The sequence below is a fragment of the Proteus terrae genome (genome assembly GCF_003144325.1).
Classification (GTDB): Bacteria; Pseudomonadota; Gammaproteobacteria; order Enterobacterales; family Enterobacteriaceae; genus Proteus; species Proteus terrae.
The window spans coordinates 73,286-87,507 of the sequence record NZ_PENS01000009.1 but is presented as its reverse complement, the minus strand read 5'-3'; the positions used below and the strand labels follow the sequence as shown (position 1 = coordinate 87,507).

Annotated in this window: 14 protein-coding genes; 7 read left to right on the top strand and 7 right to left on the bottom strand. The window is 39.8% G+C overall.

Annotated elements, in window-relative coordinates:
• Positions 1–20: 20 nt before the first annotated feature.
• Genes rfaC through rfaD form a run of 3 tightly spaced genes read right to left on the bottom strand, consistent with a single transcriptional unit; the run spans position 21 to position 2,974 of the window.
• Positions 21–980 carry a lipopolysaccharide heptosyltransferase RfaC gene (rfaC, locus tag DK857_RS10420; RefSeq protein ID WP_109402138.1) on the bottom strand — a complete coding sequence of 320 codons (960 nt, stop codon included), beginning with the start codon at positions 978–980 and terminating at the stop codon, positions 21–23.
• Complete coding sequence (rfaF, locus tag DK857_RS10415; RefSeq protein ID WP_109402137.1) at positions 977–2,026, bottom strand: ADP-heptose--LPS heptosyltransferase RfaF; 1,050 nt, start codon at positions 2,024–2,026, stop codon at positions 977–979. Before rfaF ends, rfaC begins: the two co-directional genes overlap by 4 nt.
• 9 nt (positions 2,027–2,035) lie before the next feature.
• Complete coding sequence (gene rfaD / locus DK857_RS10410) at positions 2,036–2,974, bottom strand: ADP-glyceromanno-heptose 6-epimerase (protein WP_109394394.1); 939 nt, start codon at positions 2,972–2,974, stop codon at positions 2,036–2,038.
• Positions 2,975–3,244: 270 nt separating this feature from the next.
• Here rfaD and DK857_RS10405 point away from each other — a divergent pair, with 270 nt between their 5' ends.
• Together DK857_RS10405 and tdh are read left to right on the top strand one after the other, a co-directional pair.
• Entirely contained in the window at positions 3,245–4,444 is a 1,200-nt protein-coding gene (locus DK857_RS10405) for a glycine C-acetyltransferase (protein ID WP_109402136.1), read from the top strand.
• A gap of 9 nt (positions 4,445–4,453) precedes the next feature.
• Positions 4,454–5,479, top strand: a complete 1,026-nt coding sequence (gene tdh / locus DK857_RS10400) for an L-threonine 3-dehydrogenase (protein ID WP_109402135.1) — start codon at positions 4,454–4,456, stop codon at positions 5,477–5,479.
• A 51-nt stretch (positions 5,480–5,530) separates the two neighbouring features.
• On the opposite strand, the gene DK857_RS10395 is transcribed toward tdh, so the two are convergent.
• The 3 genes from DK857_RS10395 to rimO all read right to left on the bottom strand — a co-directional run bounded on the left by DK857_RS10395 (position 5,531) and on the right by rimO (position 9,335).
• Positions 5,531–6,445: a divergent polysaccharide deacetylase family protein gene (locus DK857_RS10395; protein WP_227003159.1), complete on the bottom strand. Its 915-nt coding sequence runs from the start codon at positions 6,443–6,445 to the stop codon at positions 5,531–5,533.
• A 53-nt stretch (positions 6,446–6,498) separates the two neighbouring features.
• On the bottom strand, positions 6,499–7,791 hold the full coding sequence (gene envC / locus DK857_RS10390; protein WP_109402133.1) for a murein hydrolase activator EnvC: 1,293 nt from the start codon (positions 7,789–7,791) through the stop codon (positions 6,499–6,501).
• A gap of 215 nt (positions 7,792–8,006) precedes the next feature.
• A complete protein-coding gene (rimO, locus tag DK857_RS10385; RefSeq protein WP_099659486.1) occupies positions 8,007–9,335 on the bottom strand; it encodes a 30S ribosomal protein S12 methylthiotransferase RimO in 1,329 nt (442 codons plus the stop codon).
• A gap of 359 nt (positions 9,336–9,694) precedes the next feature.
• Between rimO and DK857_RS10375 the strand changes: the two genes are divergently transcribed.
• From DK857_RS10375 to DK857_RS10355, 5 genes are all read left to right on the top strand, one after another.
• A complete protein-coding gene (locus DK857_RS10375; RefSeq protein ID WP_023583406.1) occupies positions 9,695–10,132 on the top strand; it encodes a rhodanese-like domain-containing protein in 438 nt (145 codons plus the stop codon).
• A 69-nt stretch (positions 10,133–10,201) separates the two neighbouring features.
• A complete protein-coding gene (secB, locus tag DK857_RS10370; protein WP_109402131.1) occupies positions 10,202–10,672 on the top strand; it encodes a protein-export chaperone SecB in 471 nt (156 codons plus the stop codon).
• On the top strand, positions 10,672–11,688 hold the full coding sequence (gene gpsA / locus DK857_RS10365) for an NAD(P)H-dependent glycerol-3-phosphate dehydrogenase (RefSeq protein ID WP_088494106.1): 1,017 nt from the start codon (positions 10,672–10,674) through the stop codon (positions 11,686–11,688). Before secB ends, gpsA begins: the two co-directional genes overlap by 1 nt.
• An 86-nt stretch (positions 11,689–11,774) precedes the next feature.
• The gene (gene cysE / locus DK857_RS10360; protein ID WP_088494105.1) at positions 11,775–12,596 is read left to right on the top strand and encodes a serine O-acetyltransferase; all 822 of its coding nucleotides are present in this window, start codon (positions 11,775–11,777) and stop codon (positions 12,594–12,596) included.
• Entirely contained in the window at positions 12,596–13,141 is a 546-nt protein-coding gene (locus DK857_RS10355) for a serine acetyltransferase (RefSeq protein WP_109402130.1), read from the top strand. Before cysE ends, DK857_RS10355 begins: the two co-directional genes overlap by 1 nt.
• Before the next feature lie 25 nt (positions 13,142–13,166).
• On the opposite strand, the gene DK857_RS10350 is transcribed toward DK857_RS10355, so the two are convergent.
• Complete coding sequence (locus DK857_RS10350; RefSeq protein WP_109402129.1) at positions 13,167–14,144, bottom strand: hypothetical protein; 978 nt, start codon at positions 14,142–14,144, stop codon at positions 13,167–13,169.
• Positions 14,145–14,222: the final 78 nt, after the last annotated feature.

The window sequence follows — 14,222 nt, the reverse complement described above, 5'->3', positions numbered from 1 at the left end:
TAACTTTTAGGGTTATAAGACTAAATATCGAGAATATTGATAACTTGTTGTGCACTTATCTCCCCAATATCCCCACCTTCTGCTTTTATAGAGGTTTGGGCTTTACCGTAACCGCCAATTAAGCCGGGATCGGTAGGGCCAAATAAGGTGATATTGGGTTTATCTAATGCTGCCGTTAAATGGCTTAATCCCGTATCCACAGAAACGACGCTTTTCGCACCAGCAATAACCTGAGCCACTTGGGCTAATGACATCTTCGGTAATACATCAACGTAGTCAAAATCTTTTGCTAGGCGTATTGCTCGTTGATGTTCATGCTCGGCACCCCAAGGTAATTTAATGCGTAGTCCAGAATCAGCAAGTAGTGCGATTAACTCTCTCCAATGAGATTCAGGCCAATGTTTCTCATCACGCGTAGTTGCGTGTAAAAAGACTAAATAAGGGCGCTCATCAAAGGTGGGAAGTGAGAGAAAATGCTGTGCAATTCCATAATCACCCTGAGACTGTGGAATAGGATAATTTAAGCTTAAAGCAAACAGTTGACGAATTCGCTTAACGGCGTGCATCTCTTTACTGACATTGTGGCGAATATCGTAAAAGAAACTCGCTAAAGGCTCTCGAGCGCATTGGCGAGAATAACCATGTTTAATGCCTTTGGCGTATCGAGTCACTAAGAATGCACTTTTTAGTAAACCTTGTGCATCAATAACCGCATCATAATGATGAGATTGAATAGCATGACGAAATTGTGCGCGTTCAGCACGAATAGTAGCACTAAACCAGTTTTTTCGCCAACGGCGTATTGCTACAGGAATAACTGTATCAACGGCTTGATGCCAGCTCGGGATCTGTGCAAAACCTTCTTCGACGGCCCAATCAAAACGAATATCAGGATAAACATTTATTGCATCAGTTAATGCTGGCAATGTATGTAACACATCGCCCATGGAAGAGGTTTTAACGATTAATACCCGCTTCACGCTGATGGCTCCGTTGACAGTAAATTTGCTAATTCAGCCAAAACCTTCTCTGGCTGAATATCGATTAAGCTTTGGTGATAGCCTTGTTCTGCATCCCCTTTACGCACTTTGTGATAACCAGTAATTAAACGGATCACGCGTGCTTTATGTGATAAAGGAGGGGTAAAGTCAGGGCTACTTGGGCCATAAAGCGCCACTAACGGACGCTCTAACGCGGCAGCAACATGCATTAAACCAGAGTCATTACTGACAATAGCTTTACAAGATGCAATTAAATTAACCGCCTGCTCAAGACTGGTTTCGCCAGCAAGATTAAAACACGCTTCACGTGCTTCTGGTGTTAAGGTTTGTTTTATCTCTTCGCCTGCTTCTTTATCTTTTTTAGAGCCAAACAAGAAGATCTGATAACCTTGCTCAATCAGCTTCTGTGCTAAAGCGGCGTAATGGTAATGAGGCCAACGTTTTGCAGGACCGAATTCAGCTCCAGGGCAAAAACCAATAGCAGGACGTTGAGTAGATAATGAAAATTGATGCAATGTGGTAGAGATATCACTCTCGGTTACGGATAACTTAGGCCATAACAAAGGTTGATGTAAATCAGTCGCTTTTTGGACTTTTTGCTTGTCATAAGCTAGCGCAACATAGCGTTCAACCATTAAAGGAAATGCATCTTTATTTAAAGGTCGCAAATCATTTAATAGACCATAACGCATCTCTCCACGCCAACCTGTGCGCTTGGGAATATCTGCAAAGAAAGGGACTAATGCAGACTTAAACGAGTTAGGTAATACATAAGCGTGAGTATAACCTTGCCCTTTTAATTGTTTTCCTAAGCGACGACGTTCACCAATGGCTAAAGCACCGTGCCCTAATGGCATTGGGATTGCATTATCAACTTCTGGCATCTTTTCTAATAATGGACGGCACCACGCAGGTGCCATCACATCAATCGTTGCCGCAGGATGTAATGCTTTCAATGTACGATAAAGACTTTGGGACATCATCATGTCCCCGACCCATGAAGGCCCTACCACAAAGATTTTCATAAACAGCGATTACTTACCTTGATTTAACCATTGCATATAAAGCTCTACGCCTTCAGCAACTGTTTTAAAAGGTGCGGTATAACCCGCTTTACGTAAATTTGTCAGATCAGCTTGAGTAAAGGCTTGGTAACGACCTTTCAATTTCTCTGGAAACTCAATATGTTCGATAGAGAGATCTTTATCTTTGTGATGAGCAATAACGGCATCTGCAACAGCTTGGAATGATTCAGCACGACCTGTACCACAGTTAAAAATACCGGATACATTATTGCGCCAGAACCATAAATTAACCGCAGCCACATCACCTACATAAATAAAGTCGCGTTGGAAGGTTTCACTACCTTCAAATAATTTTGGATTTTGACCCGCATTTACTTGGTTATTTAAATGGAATGCAACACTCGCCATGCCACCTTTATGTCCTTCACGAGGGCCATAAACATTAAAATAACGGAAGCCACAAATCATTGAATCTGCTTCAGGTAAAATCTGGCGTACATATTCATCGAATAAGAATTTTGAATAGCCATAGACATTTAAAGGCGCTTCATATTTTCTATCTTCGATAAAGTTATCTGTACGACCACCATAAGTTGCAGCAGAAGAGGCATATAAGAAAGGAATTTGGCGTTCAAGACAAAAATGAAGTAGCTCTTTAGAATATTGATAGTTGTTATCCATCATATATTTGCCATCCCACTCTGTCGTGGAAGAGCAAGCACCTTCATGGAAAACCGCATCAATATCACCGAAATCATCACCAGCAACAATGCTTGCAATAAAATCTTCTTTATCCATGTAATCAGTGATATTTAGATCAACCAAATTCACAAATTTGGTGCCATCTTTAAGGTTATCAACAACTAAGATATCAGTATAACCTTCATCATTTAATGCTTTAACAATATTGCTGCCGATAAAACCTGCACCGCCAGTGACGATAATCATGTGGCTACCCCTTCATATAAAATCTAAAAATTAGCTCTAGGTCTATAATAACACTGAACAGCTTTAACGGTAGCATTCATCATGGAACAACAGACTGAAATTCTCGAAAAAAGCAGAGCGTATTAGTGATCTTAATTACACAAATAACATTATTTATTTACATTTGTCGTTTTTAATAGAACAAAGGCATAAAATAAGAAACAATACTGACTATATTATAGTCAAACTATTTAAGTTGTCTCTTTTCGAATTGCTGTCTTAGGAGAAAGTATGTCTACTCCCACGTTTTACCAACAAATTAATCAACAACTAGAACAAACTCGTCAAGATGGCCTCTTTAAAAATGAGCGCATCATCACTTCTTCACAAAGCGCAGATATCGCAGTTGCTGATGGAAGCCATGTTATTAACTTCTGTGCTAATAACTATTTAGGCCTCGCTAATCATCCAAAATTAATTGAAGCTGCAAAAGCAGGTATGGACAGCCACGGATTTGGTATGGCTTCTGTACGTTTTATCTGTGGTACTCAAGATTCACATAAAACATTAGAAAATAAAATCGCTGAATTTTTAGGTATGGAAGATGCCATTCTGTATTCATCTTGTTTTGATGCCAATGGGGGATTATTTGAAACATTAATGGGCCCTGAAGATGCCATTATTTCTGATGCTTTAAACCATGCATCTATTATTGATGGTGTGCGTTTATGTAAAGCTAAACGTTATCGCTATTCCAATAACGATATGGCAGAGCTACGTGTTCAACTTGAAAAAGCCAAAGCAGATAATGCTCGCCACATTATGATCGCGACAGATGGTGTATTTTCAATGGATGGTGTGATTGCAGACCTAAAATCTATCTGTGATTTAGCCGATGAATTTGGTGCCCTTGTTATGGTCGATGATTCTCATGCTGTAGGCTTTGTGGGTGCACAAGGTCGCGGAACTCATGAGTATTGTGATGTGATGGGCAGAGTCGACATTATCACAGGCACTTTAGGTAAGGCGTTAGGTGGTGCTTCTGGTGGATATACCGCAGCGCGTAAAGAAGTTGTTGAGTGGTTGCGTCAGCGTTCTCGCCCTTATTTATTCTCTAATTCATTAGCTCCTGCGATTGTTGCGGCCTCTATTGCTGTTTTAGATATGCTGAAATCAGGGGATGAAATTCGTGCCCGTTTATGGCGTAACGCCTCACTTTTCCGTGAAAAAATGAGTGCCGCTGGTTTTACATTGGCTGGCGCAGATCATGCCATTATCCCCGTTATGTTAGGAGAGGCTAAATTAGCTCAAGAATTTGCAACGCGCTTACTTGATGAGGGAATTTATGTCACAGGATTCTTCTATCCTGTTGTACCTCAAGGGCAAGCACGTATTCGTACGCAAATGTCGGCAGCACACACTACTGAACAAATTGAGCGTGCAGTGGCGGCATTTATCAAAATTGGCAAAGAACTTAATGTGATTGCATAAGGTTACTCTATGAAAGCATTGTCAAAATTAAAAGCACAAGAAGGTATTTGGATGACCGATGTTCCAGTACCTGAACTTGGTCATAACGATGTGATGATCAAAATTCGTAAAACAGCAATTTGTGGCACTGACGTTCATATTTATAACTGGGATGAGTGGTCACAAAAAACAATTCCTGTTCCTATGGTTGTAGGCCATGAGTATATCGGCGAAATTGTTGCGATAGGGCAGGAAGTTAAAGGTTTTAATATTGGTGATCGTGTCTCCGGTGAAGGGCATATCACTTGTGGCCATTGCCGTAATTGTCGTGGCGGTCGTACTCATTTATGTCGCAATACCATTGGTGTAGGTGTAAATCGCTCAGGCTGTTTTGCTGAATATTTGGTTATCCCTGCCTTTAATGCGTTTAAAATCCCTGACAATATTCCTGATGAATTAGCCGCTATTTTTGATCCCTTTGGTAATGCTGTACATACCGCATTATCTTTTGATTTAGTGGGTGAAGATGTTCTGGTTTCAGGAGCTGGTCCTATTGGGATTATGGCGGCTGCAATTTGTAAGCATGTTGGGGCTCGTCATGTGGTGATCACTGATGTTAATGAATATCGCCTTGATCTCGCGAAAAAAATGGGTGTTACCAGAGCCGTGAATGTCAGCAAAGAAAACCTAATGGATGTTATGAAAGAATTGGGTATGACAGAAGGTTTTGATGTGGGATTAGAAATGTCGGGTGCGCCACCTGCGTTTCGTACCATGCTTAATACCATGAATCATGGCGGTCGTATTGCACTGTTGGGTATTCCGCCTTCTGATATGGCAATTGATTGGGGACAAGTTATCTTTAAAGGTTTGTTTATTAAAGGTATCTATGGGCGTGAGATGTTTGAAACATGGTATAAAATGGCTGCACTTATTCAGTCTGGCCTTGATCTCTCTCCAATTATTACTCATCAATTTCCAATCGATGAATTCCAAAAAGGTTTTGATATCATGCGTTCAGGTCAATCAGGTAAAGTTATTTTAGATTGGCAGTAATGAGTGTTCATTAAGCAAAAAAAGAGCCTTTTAAGGCTCTTTTTTATTGCATTATTTTTCAACTTCCTCAATTCCATTAGGATCAGGTATGTCAGGTAATTTCTTTTTTTCTGATGAGCTAAATCCACTGGATAATGTATTAATTAGCGTACTTTTTTTCATCGAAATAATCGCTTCTTGCGCTGGCTTTAACCAAGACGCAGGTTTTGGCTCTTTCGGTTGCTCTGTTGGCGGGACAACTTTTGGCGGCTCTGGTTGTATTGGTTTTTCTGTCTGTGGCTTTAATAGCGTACTTGGTGCGACTAGTTGAATATCAGCAGGTAGTAAAGGCAGTTGTTGTTGCAATGCTCTAACCGTTGAGGGATGAGGATGTCCGATAGCAATGGCAGAGCCATTTTTCCGTGCTAAAGCAATAGCGCGGGCAAGTTGTTGGCGAGTTTCTGCTTCAGTTTGTACGTTATCGAGAAAAACATGGCGACGCAAAGAAGGAACTCCTGCGGCTTTAGCGGCAATAGCAGCTTGTGTATTACCGATGGTCACGCTATCTAAAAAATAGAGATTAGAGTGATTAAGCGCTTTAATAACCCTATCCATTGCTTGTCTATCCGATGTCATCGCACTGCCCATATGGTTATTCATACCGACAGCGTAAGGAACATTACTAATAGCATGTTGAATAATACGATTAATTTCGTTCTGATCCATTGACGGTTTTAGGGTATCGCGCTCTAGAGGTTGTTTACTAATTGGCGCCATTGGCATATGGATCAGTATTTCACGCCCTTGTGCATGGGCTTTAGTCGCCACTTCTTTACCATGAGGAGAATCAGGTAAAATAGCGATAGAAACTGCAGTAGGAAGCTGTAAAACTTGGTTATCTTCTTTTTTACGATAACCAAAATCATCAATCACAATGGCTAATTTTGCTGCAAAGGCAGGTGTACTTACAACCAGGCTTAGCAACATTAAACTAAGTAGAAAAGAGCGCTTGCGTTGTAATGTGCCAAGTAATTTCAAACCTACCTCCCAAGCCAAGGAACAGGGTTCACTGCTTTTCCTTGACGTCTAATTTCAAAATAGAGTGCTGAACGTTCTTGTCCACCACTGTTACCAACTAAAGCGATAGATTGGCCTGCTTTAACCTGTTGACCAACATTCACTAAAGCGCTTTGGTTATAACCATAAAGGCTCATATCACCTTTACCATGTTCAACCACGACGACCAAACCATAACCTTGAAGCCAATCTGCTAATAATACACGTCCATCAGCAATGGCTTTTACTTCCGTACCTTGTGCTGCTGGTATCACAATTCCTTTCCAGCGTAATTCGCCAGAGCCAGAAATAGACTCACCAAAACGGTGTAATAAAGAGCCCCTGATAGGCCAAATAGCTTGTCCCGCAGGTTTACCTAAACCACCAGTACGTGACATTAATGATTGCTCTTCAGCTGTTGGTTTATAGGTTGAACCACGCTGTTGGGCTTCTCGTTGTTTGGCTACAATCCGTGCTGCTTCTCGGGCTTCACGTTCTGCTCGTGCTTTGGCTTCTCGTTCAGCTTGAGCAATTTTATTTCTTAATTGAGCTTCATTAGCTCGCATGGTGGCTAAGTTTTTCTGATCTGCTTTTAAAGTTGATTCAAGTTGGGTTAGCGTTTTTTGTCGAGCAGCTAATGCATTATCGAGTTTTTGTTTTTCTTGCTGTTGTTTAGTGAGAACCTGCTTTTGCTCATTCTGTTTTGCTTGCTGCGTTGCTTTTTCTGCTTCTAGCTCTTTTGATGTTTGAGCAAGCTCCGCCATTGTTTCTTTGCGAGCATCATTAATATAGCTGTAATACGCTAAGATACGCTCTTCACGCTGACCTTCTTCGCCACGAAATAAGAGCTCAATACCTTGGTGTTTACCTTGGCGATACGCAGCATCCATTTGACGCGCTAATAACTCTTGCTGTGACTGATACTGTTTTTGTAAGCGAGCAATATTTGAGGTAATGGTTTTTATCTCTTTACCCAATGTTTGTAGGCGATTTTGGGTTTCATGCACAGCTCGACCTGCACTAGAAATTTGAGTTTCTTGTGTTTTTAATTGACTAAGAAGGGCCGTGCGTTGTTTTTGTTGTTCTTGAACCTGTTTTTCTTTTTCTGCAATCGTGGTTTGTAGATCTTTTAGCTGATTGCGGTTATCCGTTAATGTGTTAGCAAAAACAGGAGGGGCAGAAAAAAGAGAGGTGCTAATAAGCAACGTGATTAACGGTAAAGAAAATACACGATAAGACGGATGTGTTTTTTTTTGAAGATCCATTTTCTTTGCCATCTGACCAACGTACCTTTCATAACAGTTTGTAAGATTATTCCATGCCACCAAACAACTGACCAGCTAACACGAAATAAAGCCGAAATTTCAGATAATACCTAACAGGTAATCTATTCAATTAATAAGAGATTATAAAGCAATAATAATAGGAGAGAGGAAAAAAGAGGGATCCTGTGTGACAGCGCAATAGAATATCACGCTGTCCACGAGAGAGATTATTCGACGATAGTACCCCAAAGATCATATTCGTCTGCATGTTCAATAAGAACACGAACGATTTGTCCCGGTTCTACATCAAATTGCTCATTGAGGTAAACGGCACCATCAATCTCAGGCGCATCGGCCATACTACGGCCAATTGCACCTTCCTCATCCACTTCATCAATCATAACAAGCAATACTTTGCCGATTTTCTCTTGCAGGCGTTCAGTCGAAATTTGCTGCTGTAATTGCATAAAGCGATGATAACGCTCTTCTTTCACTTCTTCAGGTACTTGATCGGCTAATTCATTTGCTTTCGCACCATCAACAGGGCTGTATTTAAAGCAACCTACGCGATCAAGGCGAGCTTCGCTGAGGAAATCCAATAGCATTTGGAAATCTTCTTCTGTTTCACCCGGGAAACCAACAATAAAGGTAGAACGTAAGGTTAATTCCGGGCAAATTTCACGCCAGCGTTTTACTCGCTCTAATGTACGCTCAACAGCACCTGGGCGTTTCATCAGTTTTAAAATTTTAGGGCTGGCATGCTGAAGTGGAATATCTAAATAAGGTAAAATTTTACCTTCTGCCATTAAAGGAATGACATCATCAACATGTGGATATGGATAAACATAATGTAAGCGCACCCAAATACCTAGTTTTGCCAGTTGCTCACATAAACTGACCATACTGGTTTTGACTGGCATTCCATCCCAAAAACCCGTTTGATGTTTAGTATCAACACCATAAGCAGAAGTATCTTGAGAGATAACAAGTAACTCTTTTACTCCTGCATTAACTAATCTTTTAGCTTCACCTAAGACTTCACCAATTGGACGACTGTCTAAATCACCTCGCATTGATGGGATGATGCAGAAAGTACAACGGTGATTACAACCTTCAGAGATTTTTAAATACGCGTAATGACGAGGCGTTAATTTTACACCCTGTTCAGGAACAAGGCTGAGAAAAGGGTTGTGATCAGGTTTTGGCACATAGTGATGAATATGAGATAAAACTTGTTCGTAACTATGAGGTCCCGTGATTTCAAGTACTTTAGGGTGCACTTCACGAATTTGGTTCTCTTTTGCACCTAAACAGCCAGTAACAATGACTTTACCGTTTTCATCGAGTGCTTCACCAATCGCTTCTAGCGATTCTTGTACTGCGCTGTCAATAAACCCACAGGTGTTGACGATGACTAAATCAGCATCATTATAGGTAGGAACAACTTGATAACCTTCTGTACGCAGTTCGGTTAGGATACGTTCAGAGTCCACTAAATTTTTAGGACAACCTAATGAAACGAATCCAATTTTAGGCACTTGATTTGTTTGCGACATGCTCGTGTTCTCAATACTTTTAAATAAATAACAGATAGTTGTTGTATCTCAGACAGGTATAAATCTTACGTAATATGGGAGATTTTATACGTAAGTAGCCACTATTAGGGATGCTGATTTATTAATAGCTTGCCTGAAGAGAGTTCCTGTAGAGTAAAAAGGTAAGGCCTTTTCAATTCATCATTTTTCACGGAACCGACGCTAATGGTACATAAATCCGTCAATAAAAAAAATGATTGTTGAGAAACTTTCCGCAAAAATAGAAAGAGAAAAGCAGGAATAGGCTGTAATTGCGCCATGACAAAGGTATACTTTGGCTCTTTGATACTATTTTTAACCAACGAGAGTGATTGCATCCTATGCTGCAAGAAGTAATGCAATTTTTCAACCGGCACACCCTGTTAAGCTTTGTTTGGGTAGCGTTGCTGGTGGCGGTCATTGTATTGACCTTTAAAGGGCTTTTTTCTAAGACGAAAAATATTTCCCGTACAGAAGCGATTTCTTTGATAAACAAAGAGAATGCGGTGTGTGTTGATATCCGTAGCCGTGATGAATTCCGTAAAGGACACATCATTGATTCTATCAATTTAACGCCTTCTGAAATCAAAAATAATAATATTGCTGAGCTGGAGAAATATAAATCACAGCCAGTTATTGTTGTGTCACCATCAGGTATTGAAGGTGCAAAACCTGCAGAAAGCCTAATTAAACTCGGTTTTGAAAAAGTCTTTATCTTAAAAGATGGTCTTTCAGGCTGGAGTGGTGAGAATTTACCACTGGCTAAAGGTAAAAAGTAACGAGCGGGCAGATTGAGTTCTATACTTACTGCTATTCAATTAATAAGGATATAAAAAGGTAAGATTATTATGTCAGAACAGCAAAACCAAGAGATGACTTTTCAAATTCAACGTATCTATACAAAAGATATCTCTTTTGAAGCGCCTAATGCCCCACAAGTTTTCCAAAAAGAGTGGCAACCAGAAGTTAAATTAGATCTGGATACTTCTTCTAATACTTTAGCTGAAAACGTATATGAAGTTATTTTGCGCGTTACTGTAACCGCAACAATGGATAACGAAACAGCATTCCTGTGTGAAGTTCAACAAGCAGGTATCTTTACCGTTGAAGGTATCGAAGGCACTCAACTGGCACATTGCTTAGGTGCATATTGCCCTAACGTTCTGTTCCCTTACGCTCGTGAATGTATCACTAACTTAGTTAGCCGTGGTACTTTCCCACAACTGAACTTAGCACCTGTTAACTTTGATGCGTTGTTTATGAACTATTTACAACAGCAACAAACTGATGGTGCTAATGAAGGGGCTGAAGAAGCTTAATGAACGCTTCTATGACAGTTATCGGTGCCGGTTCATACGGCACCGCTTTAGCGATTACCTTAGCGCGCAATGGTCATGATGTCGTACTTTGGGGTCATGATCCTGAGCATGTTGCTGCGTTAGAACAAGCTCGCTGTAATCAGGCATTTCTGCCCGATGTTTCCTTTCCTGATAGTTTATACATGGAAGCTTCTTTGCAAAAAGCCATTGAAGCCAGCCGTAATATTCTTGTTGTGATCCCAAGCCATGTTTTTGGTGATGTATTACAACAGATCAAACCCTTTTTACGTCAGGATGCACGTGTTGTTTGGGCGACAAAAGGACTTGAGGCACATACTGGTCGCTTGTTGCAAGATGTAGCGCGTGAAGTATTAGGTAATGAAATCCCGCTAGCAGTTTTATCAGGCCCTACTTTTGCTAAAGAGCTTGCCGCTGGTTTGCCTACTGCGATTTCTGTGGCATCAACGGATAATACGTTCTCTGAAGAGCTTCAACAGCTTTTCCATTGTGGCAAAAGTTTCCGTGTTTATAAAAACCCTGACTTTATCGGTGTGCAATTAGGTGGCGCAGTAAAAAACGTGATTGCGATTGGTGCGGGTATGTCTGATGGTATGGGTTTTGGTGCGAATGCGCGTACAGCGCTGATCACCCGTGGACTTGCCGAGATGAGCCGCTTGGGTAAAGCATTAGGCGCAGATGCAGCTACTTTTATGGGAATGGCGGGTTTAGGTGATTTAGTTTTAACTTGTACCGATAACCAATCTCGTAATCGTCGATTTGGCATGATGCTAGGTCAAGGCTTTGATGTTGATACTGCCCAAGAAAAAATAGGACAGGTCGTTGAAGGCTATCGCAATACCAAAGAAGTTCGTGCATTGGCCGAACAAGTCGGTGTTGAAATGCCTATCACAGAGCAGATCTACCAAATTTTATACCAGCATAAAGACGCCAAAGAAGCGGCATTATCTTTATTAGGCCGTGCAACGAAAGATGAGATAGACAGCAATCTTTTCTAAGTCTATTTTAGTTATTTATTTCTGTTTTAAACATAAGAAGCCTAAGTTTTTACTTAGGCTTCAATGTAAAAAGAATGAGAGTGAGTATGTCGCTAGAAGAACTAAAAAGAGTCTGGGATCATATTAAAGATGAAGCAAGATGTTTGGCAGATTGCGAGCCGATTTTGGCGAGTTTCTTCCATGCGACATTACTCAAGCATGAAAACTTAGGCAGTGCCTTAAGCTATATGCTGGCGAACAAGCTGGCAACCCAGACTATGCCTGCGATTGCTGTTCGTGAGATTGTTGAAGAAGCATATCGTAGTGATAATTCTATGATTGAATCAGCAGCTTATGATATTTCAGCCGTTCGTCTACGCGATCCCGCAGTTGATAAGTACTCCACACCTCTGCTTTATCTAAAAGGTTTTCATGCCTTACAAGCTTATCGCATAGCGCATTGGCTATGGGGGCAAGATCGTAAAGCACTTGCTATTTACCTACAAAACCAGATTTCTGTGACTTTTGGGGTTGATATTCATCCCGCCGCTCGCATTGGTCATGGCATTATGCTTGATCACGCAACAGGTATTGTGATTGGTGAAACCGCTATCGTAGAGAACGATGTTTCGATCTTACAATCCGTCACTTTAGGGGGAACAGGTAAAACCTGTGGCGATCGCCACCCTAAAGTACGCGAAGGTGTAATGATTGGCGCAGGTGCTAAAATACTCGGTAATATTGAGATTGGCCGTGGTGCCAAGATTGGTGCTGGCTCTGTGGTATTACATGAAGTTCCTGCTCATACCACGGTTGCCGGTGTTCCAGCCCGTATTGTCGGTAAGCCGACGAGTGACAAGCCTTCACTCGATATGGATCAACACTTTAATGGTGTGGTGCCTGGTTTTGAATGCGGTGATGGCATTTAATGGCATTAACTGAAGTTACACTCTCTGAGCTGAAGGCTTGTTTACATGCTGAATATATCGGTGATAACAAGCCTTTTAGTTGGATAAGACTTTTTCATCGCGTCTTTTTCTGCCAGCGTTCGCGTTATCTTTTTTGGTGGCGTGTCGCCCAATTCTTTTATTTCTCTAAAAATCGTTTTCTTAAAAAACTGGGTATTCGTATCGGTGCTAAAAATAATCGTAAATACTGCAACGATATCTCACTAAGAACACGCATAGGTAAAGGCCTTTCATTACCACATCCCATAGGGATCGTACTGACTAATTACTGTCAACTAGGTGAGAATGTGACGTTAATGCAAGGTGTCACCATTGGAGTAAAAGAAAAAGATGGCAAAGCAGATATTCGAGTTGGCAACCATGTTTATATTGGCTGTAATTCTTCGATTATCGGCGGAGAGATAGAAATAGGTGATAACGCTGTGATTGGTGCTCACGCATTGGTATTAAAGGATGTGGGGGAAGGGTGTAGGTATATTAATAAGATAGTAGTAAATATAAATTAAGGTACTTTAATAGTACCTATTCAAGTTAGATAGAAAATAGAGTATTTAAAATTAATCTATCAGGTTTTAAATAATTATTATAATAATTATAGTTTTTTTCCATCATTTCATACCTAAGTTCTTTATCATTCACGAGGTTATTAACAGATTGGTATAATTCTTCTACATTTTCAAATGGAAGATAATTATTAAAATCTCCTGGAACGATATATTCTAAAGGTTCCGATATTATAGCCCGTGAAGATGCAACAAACTCCCCAAATCGCCATCCCGTGGATTGATGTAAACCAGTTGATGTAATACATATTTCATGATTTTTCATCATATTAATAAAATGTCTGCGATGAGTTTGTGTTTTAGGTAAAATAAAATTAGGAGCAATTTTTCTAGAATACTCAATATCATTAATACCAATAGTAGATATTTCTTTAAAATTCTCATTTAACATATTTAAAGCATCAATTCTAAATCTATTGAGTTTTTTTATTTCATTATATTTTTCTATTTCTATACAGCTAGAGTCTTCAGAAATAACTTCTGGTTCCCATAATCGGGTTAAAAATAAAACTCTGGGATTGTTTGATACTTTTGGTATGGTTTCGAGGTCATAATGCCTTACAATTTCTTTACCCAATATTCTCCGAATGTTTCCCAATAAATTATCCACTACTCCATATACGGGTTTTATTTCATAGTTAAATCCAAGAGGCCTACATTTTGGAAATTTGTTAGCAAGTTTTTCAGAGTAACTTCTTTTAAAATATAAATCACACCAATCATAATCAGGAATAGAAAAAAAATTTCTTTCAATATGATCACCATCATTTGCGTCATAAACTATTTTTTTTCCATCAACATTGGCCCTTAATATATGCTGAGCACCAGTAATATTATTATTTATATTTGATATTTTTATAATGTTATACTTTTTTAAAAGCAAGAATCCATATATATACTGACTAATATGATGAGAATATTTAAATGATAAGGTTACATTATGCATTTTATAGCCTTTGGCCATTGTTTTTAGGTAAGTTAATCAAATTTTATGTAATAAAAAAGCGTTTATCTAGAGAAAGAT

Excerpts from the sequence above, each read along its gene's own strand:
- gpsA (WP_088494106.1), top strand. The coding sequence starts at position 10,672 with ATGAACGCTTCTATGACAGTTATCGGTGCCGGTTCATACGGCACCGCT.
- cysE (WP_088494105.1), top strand. The coding sequence starts at position 11,775 with ATGTCGCTAGAAGAACTAAAAAGAGTCTGGGATCATATTAAAGATGAA.
- rfaD (WP_109394394.1), bottom strand. The coding sequence starts at position 2,974 with ATGATTATCGTCACTGGCGGTGCAGGTTTTATCGGCAGCAATATTGTT.
- DK857_RS10395 (WP_227003159.1), bottom strand. The coding sequence starts at position 6,445 with ATGTTGCTAAGCCTGGTTGTAAGTACACCTGCCTTTGCAGCAAAATTA.
- DK857_RS10350 (WP_109402129.1), bottom strand. The coding sequence starts at position 14,144 with ATGCATAATGTAACCTTATCATTTAAATATTCTCATCATATTAGTCAG.
- rfaF (WP_109402137.1), bottom strand. The coding sequence starts at position 2,026 with ATGAAAATCTTTGTGGTAGGGCCTTCATGGGTCGGGGACATGATGATG.
- DK857_RS10355 (WP_109402130.1), top strand. The coding sequence starts at position 12,596 with ATGGCATTAACTGAAGTTACACTCTCTGAGCTGAAGGCTTGTTTACAT.
- DK857_RS10375 (WP_023583406.1), top strand. The coding sequence starts at position 9,695 with ATGCTGCAAGAAGTAATGCAATTTTTCAACCGGCACACCCTGTTAAGC.
- rimO (WP_099659486.1), bottom strand. The coding sequence starts at position 9,335 with ATGTCGCAAACAAATCAAGTGCCTAAAATTGGATTCGTTTCATTAGGT.
- envC (WP_109402133.1), bottom strand. The coding sequence starts at position 7,791 with ATGGCAAAGAAAATGGATCTTCAAAAAAAAACACATCCGTCTTATCGT.
- tdh (WP_109402135.1), top strand. The coding sequence starts at position 4,454 with ATGAAAGCATTGTCAAAATTAAAAGCACAAGAAGGTATTTGGATGACC.
- secB (WP_109402131.1), top strand. The coding sequence starts at position 10,202 with ATGTCAGAACAGCAAAACCAAGAGATGACTTTTCAAATTCAACGTATC.
- DK857_RS10405 (WP_109402136.1), top strand. The coding sequence starts at position 3,245 with ATGTCTACTCCCACGTTTTACCAACAAATTAATCAACAACTAGAACAA.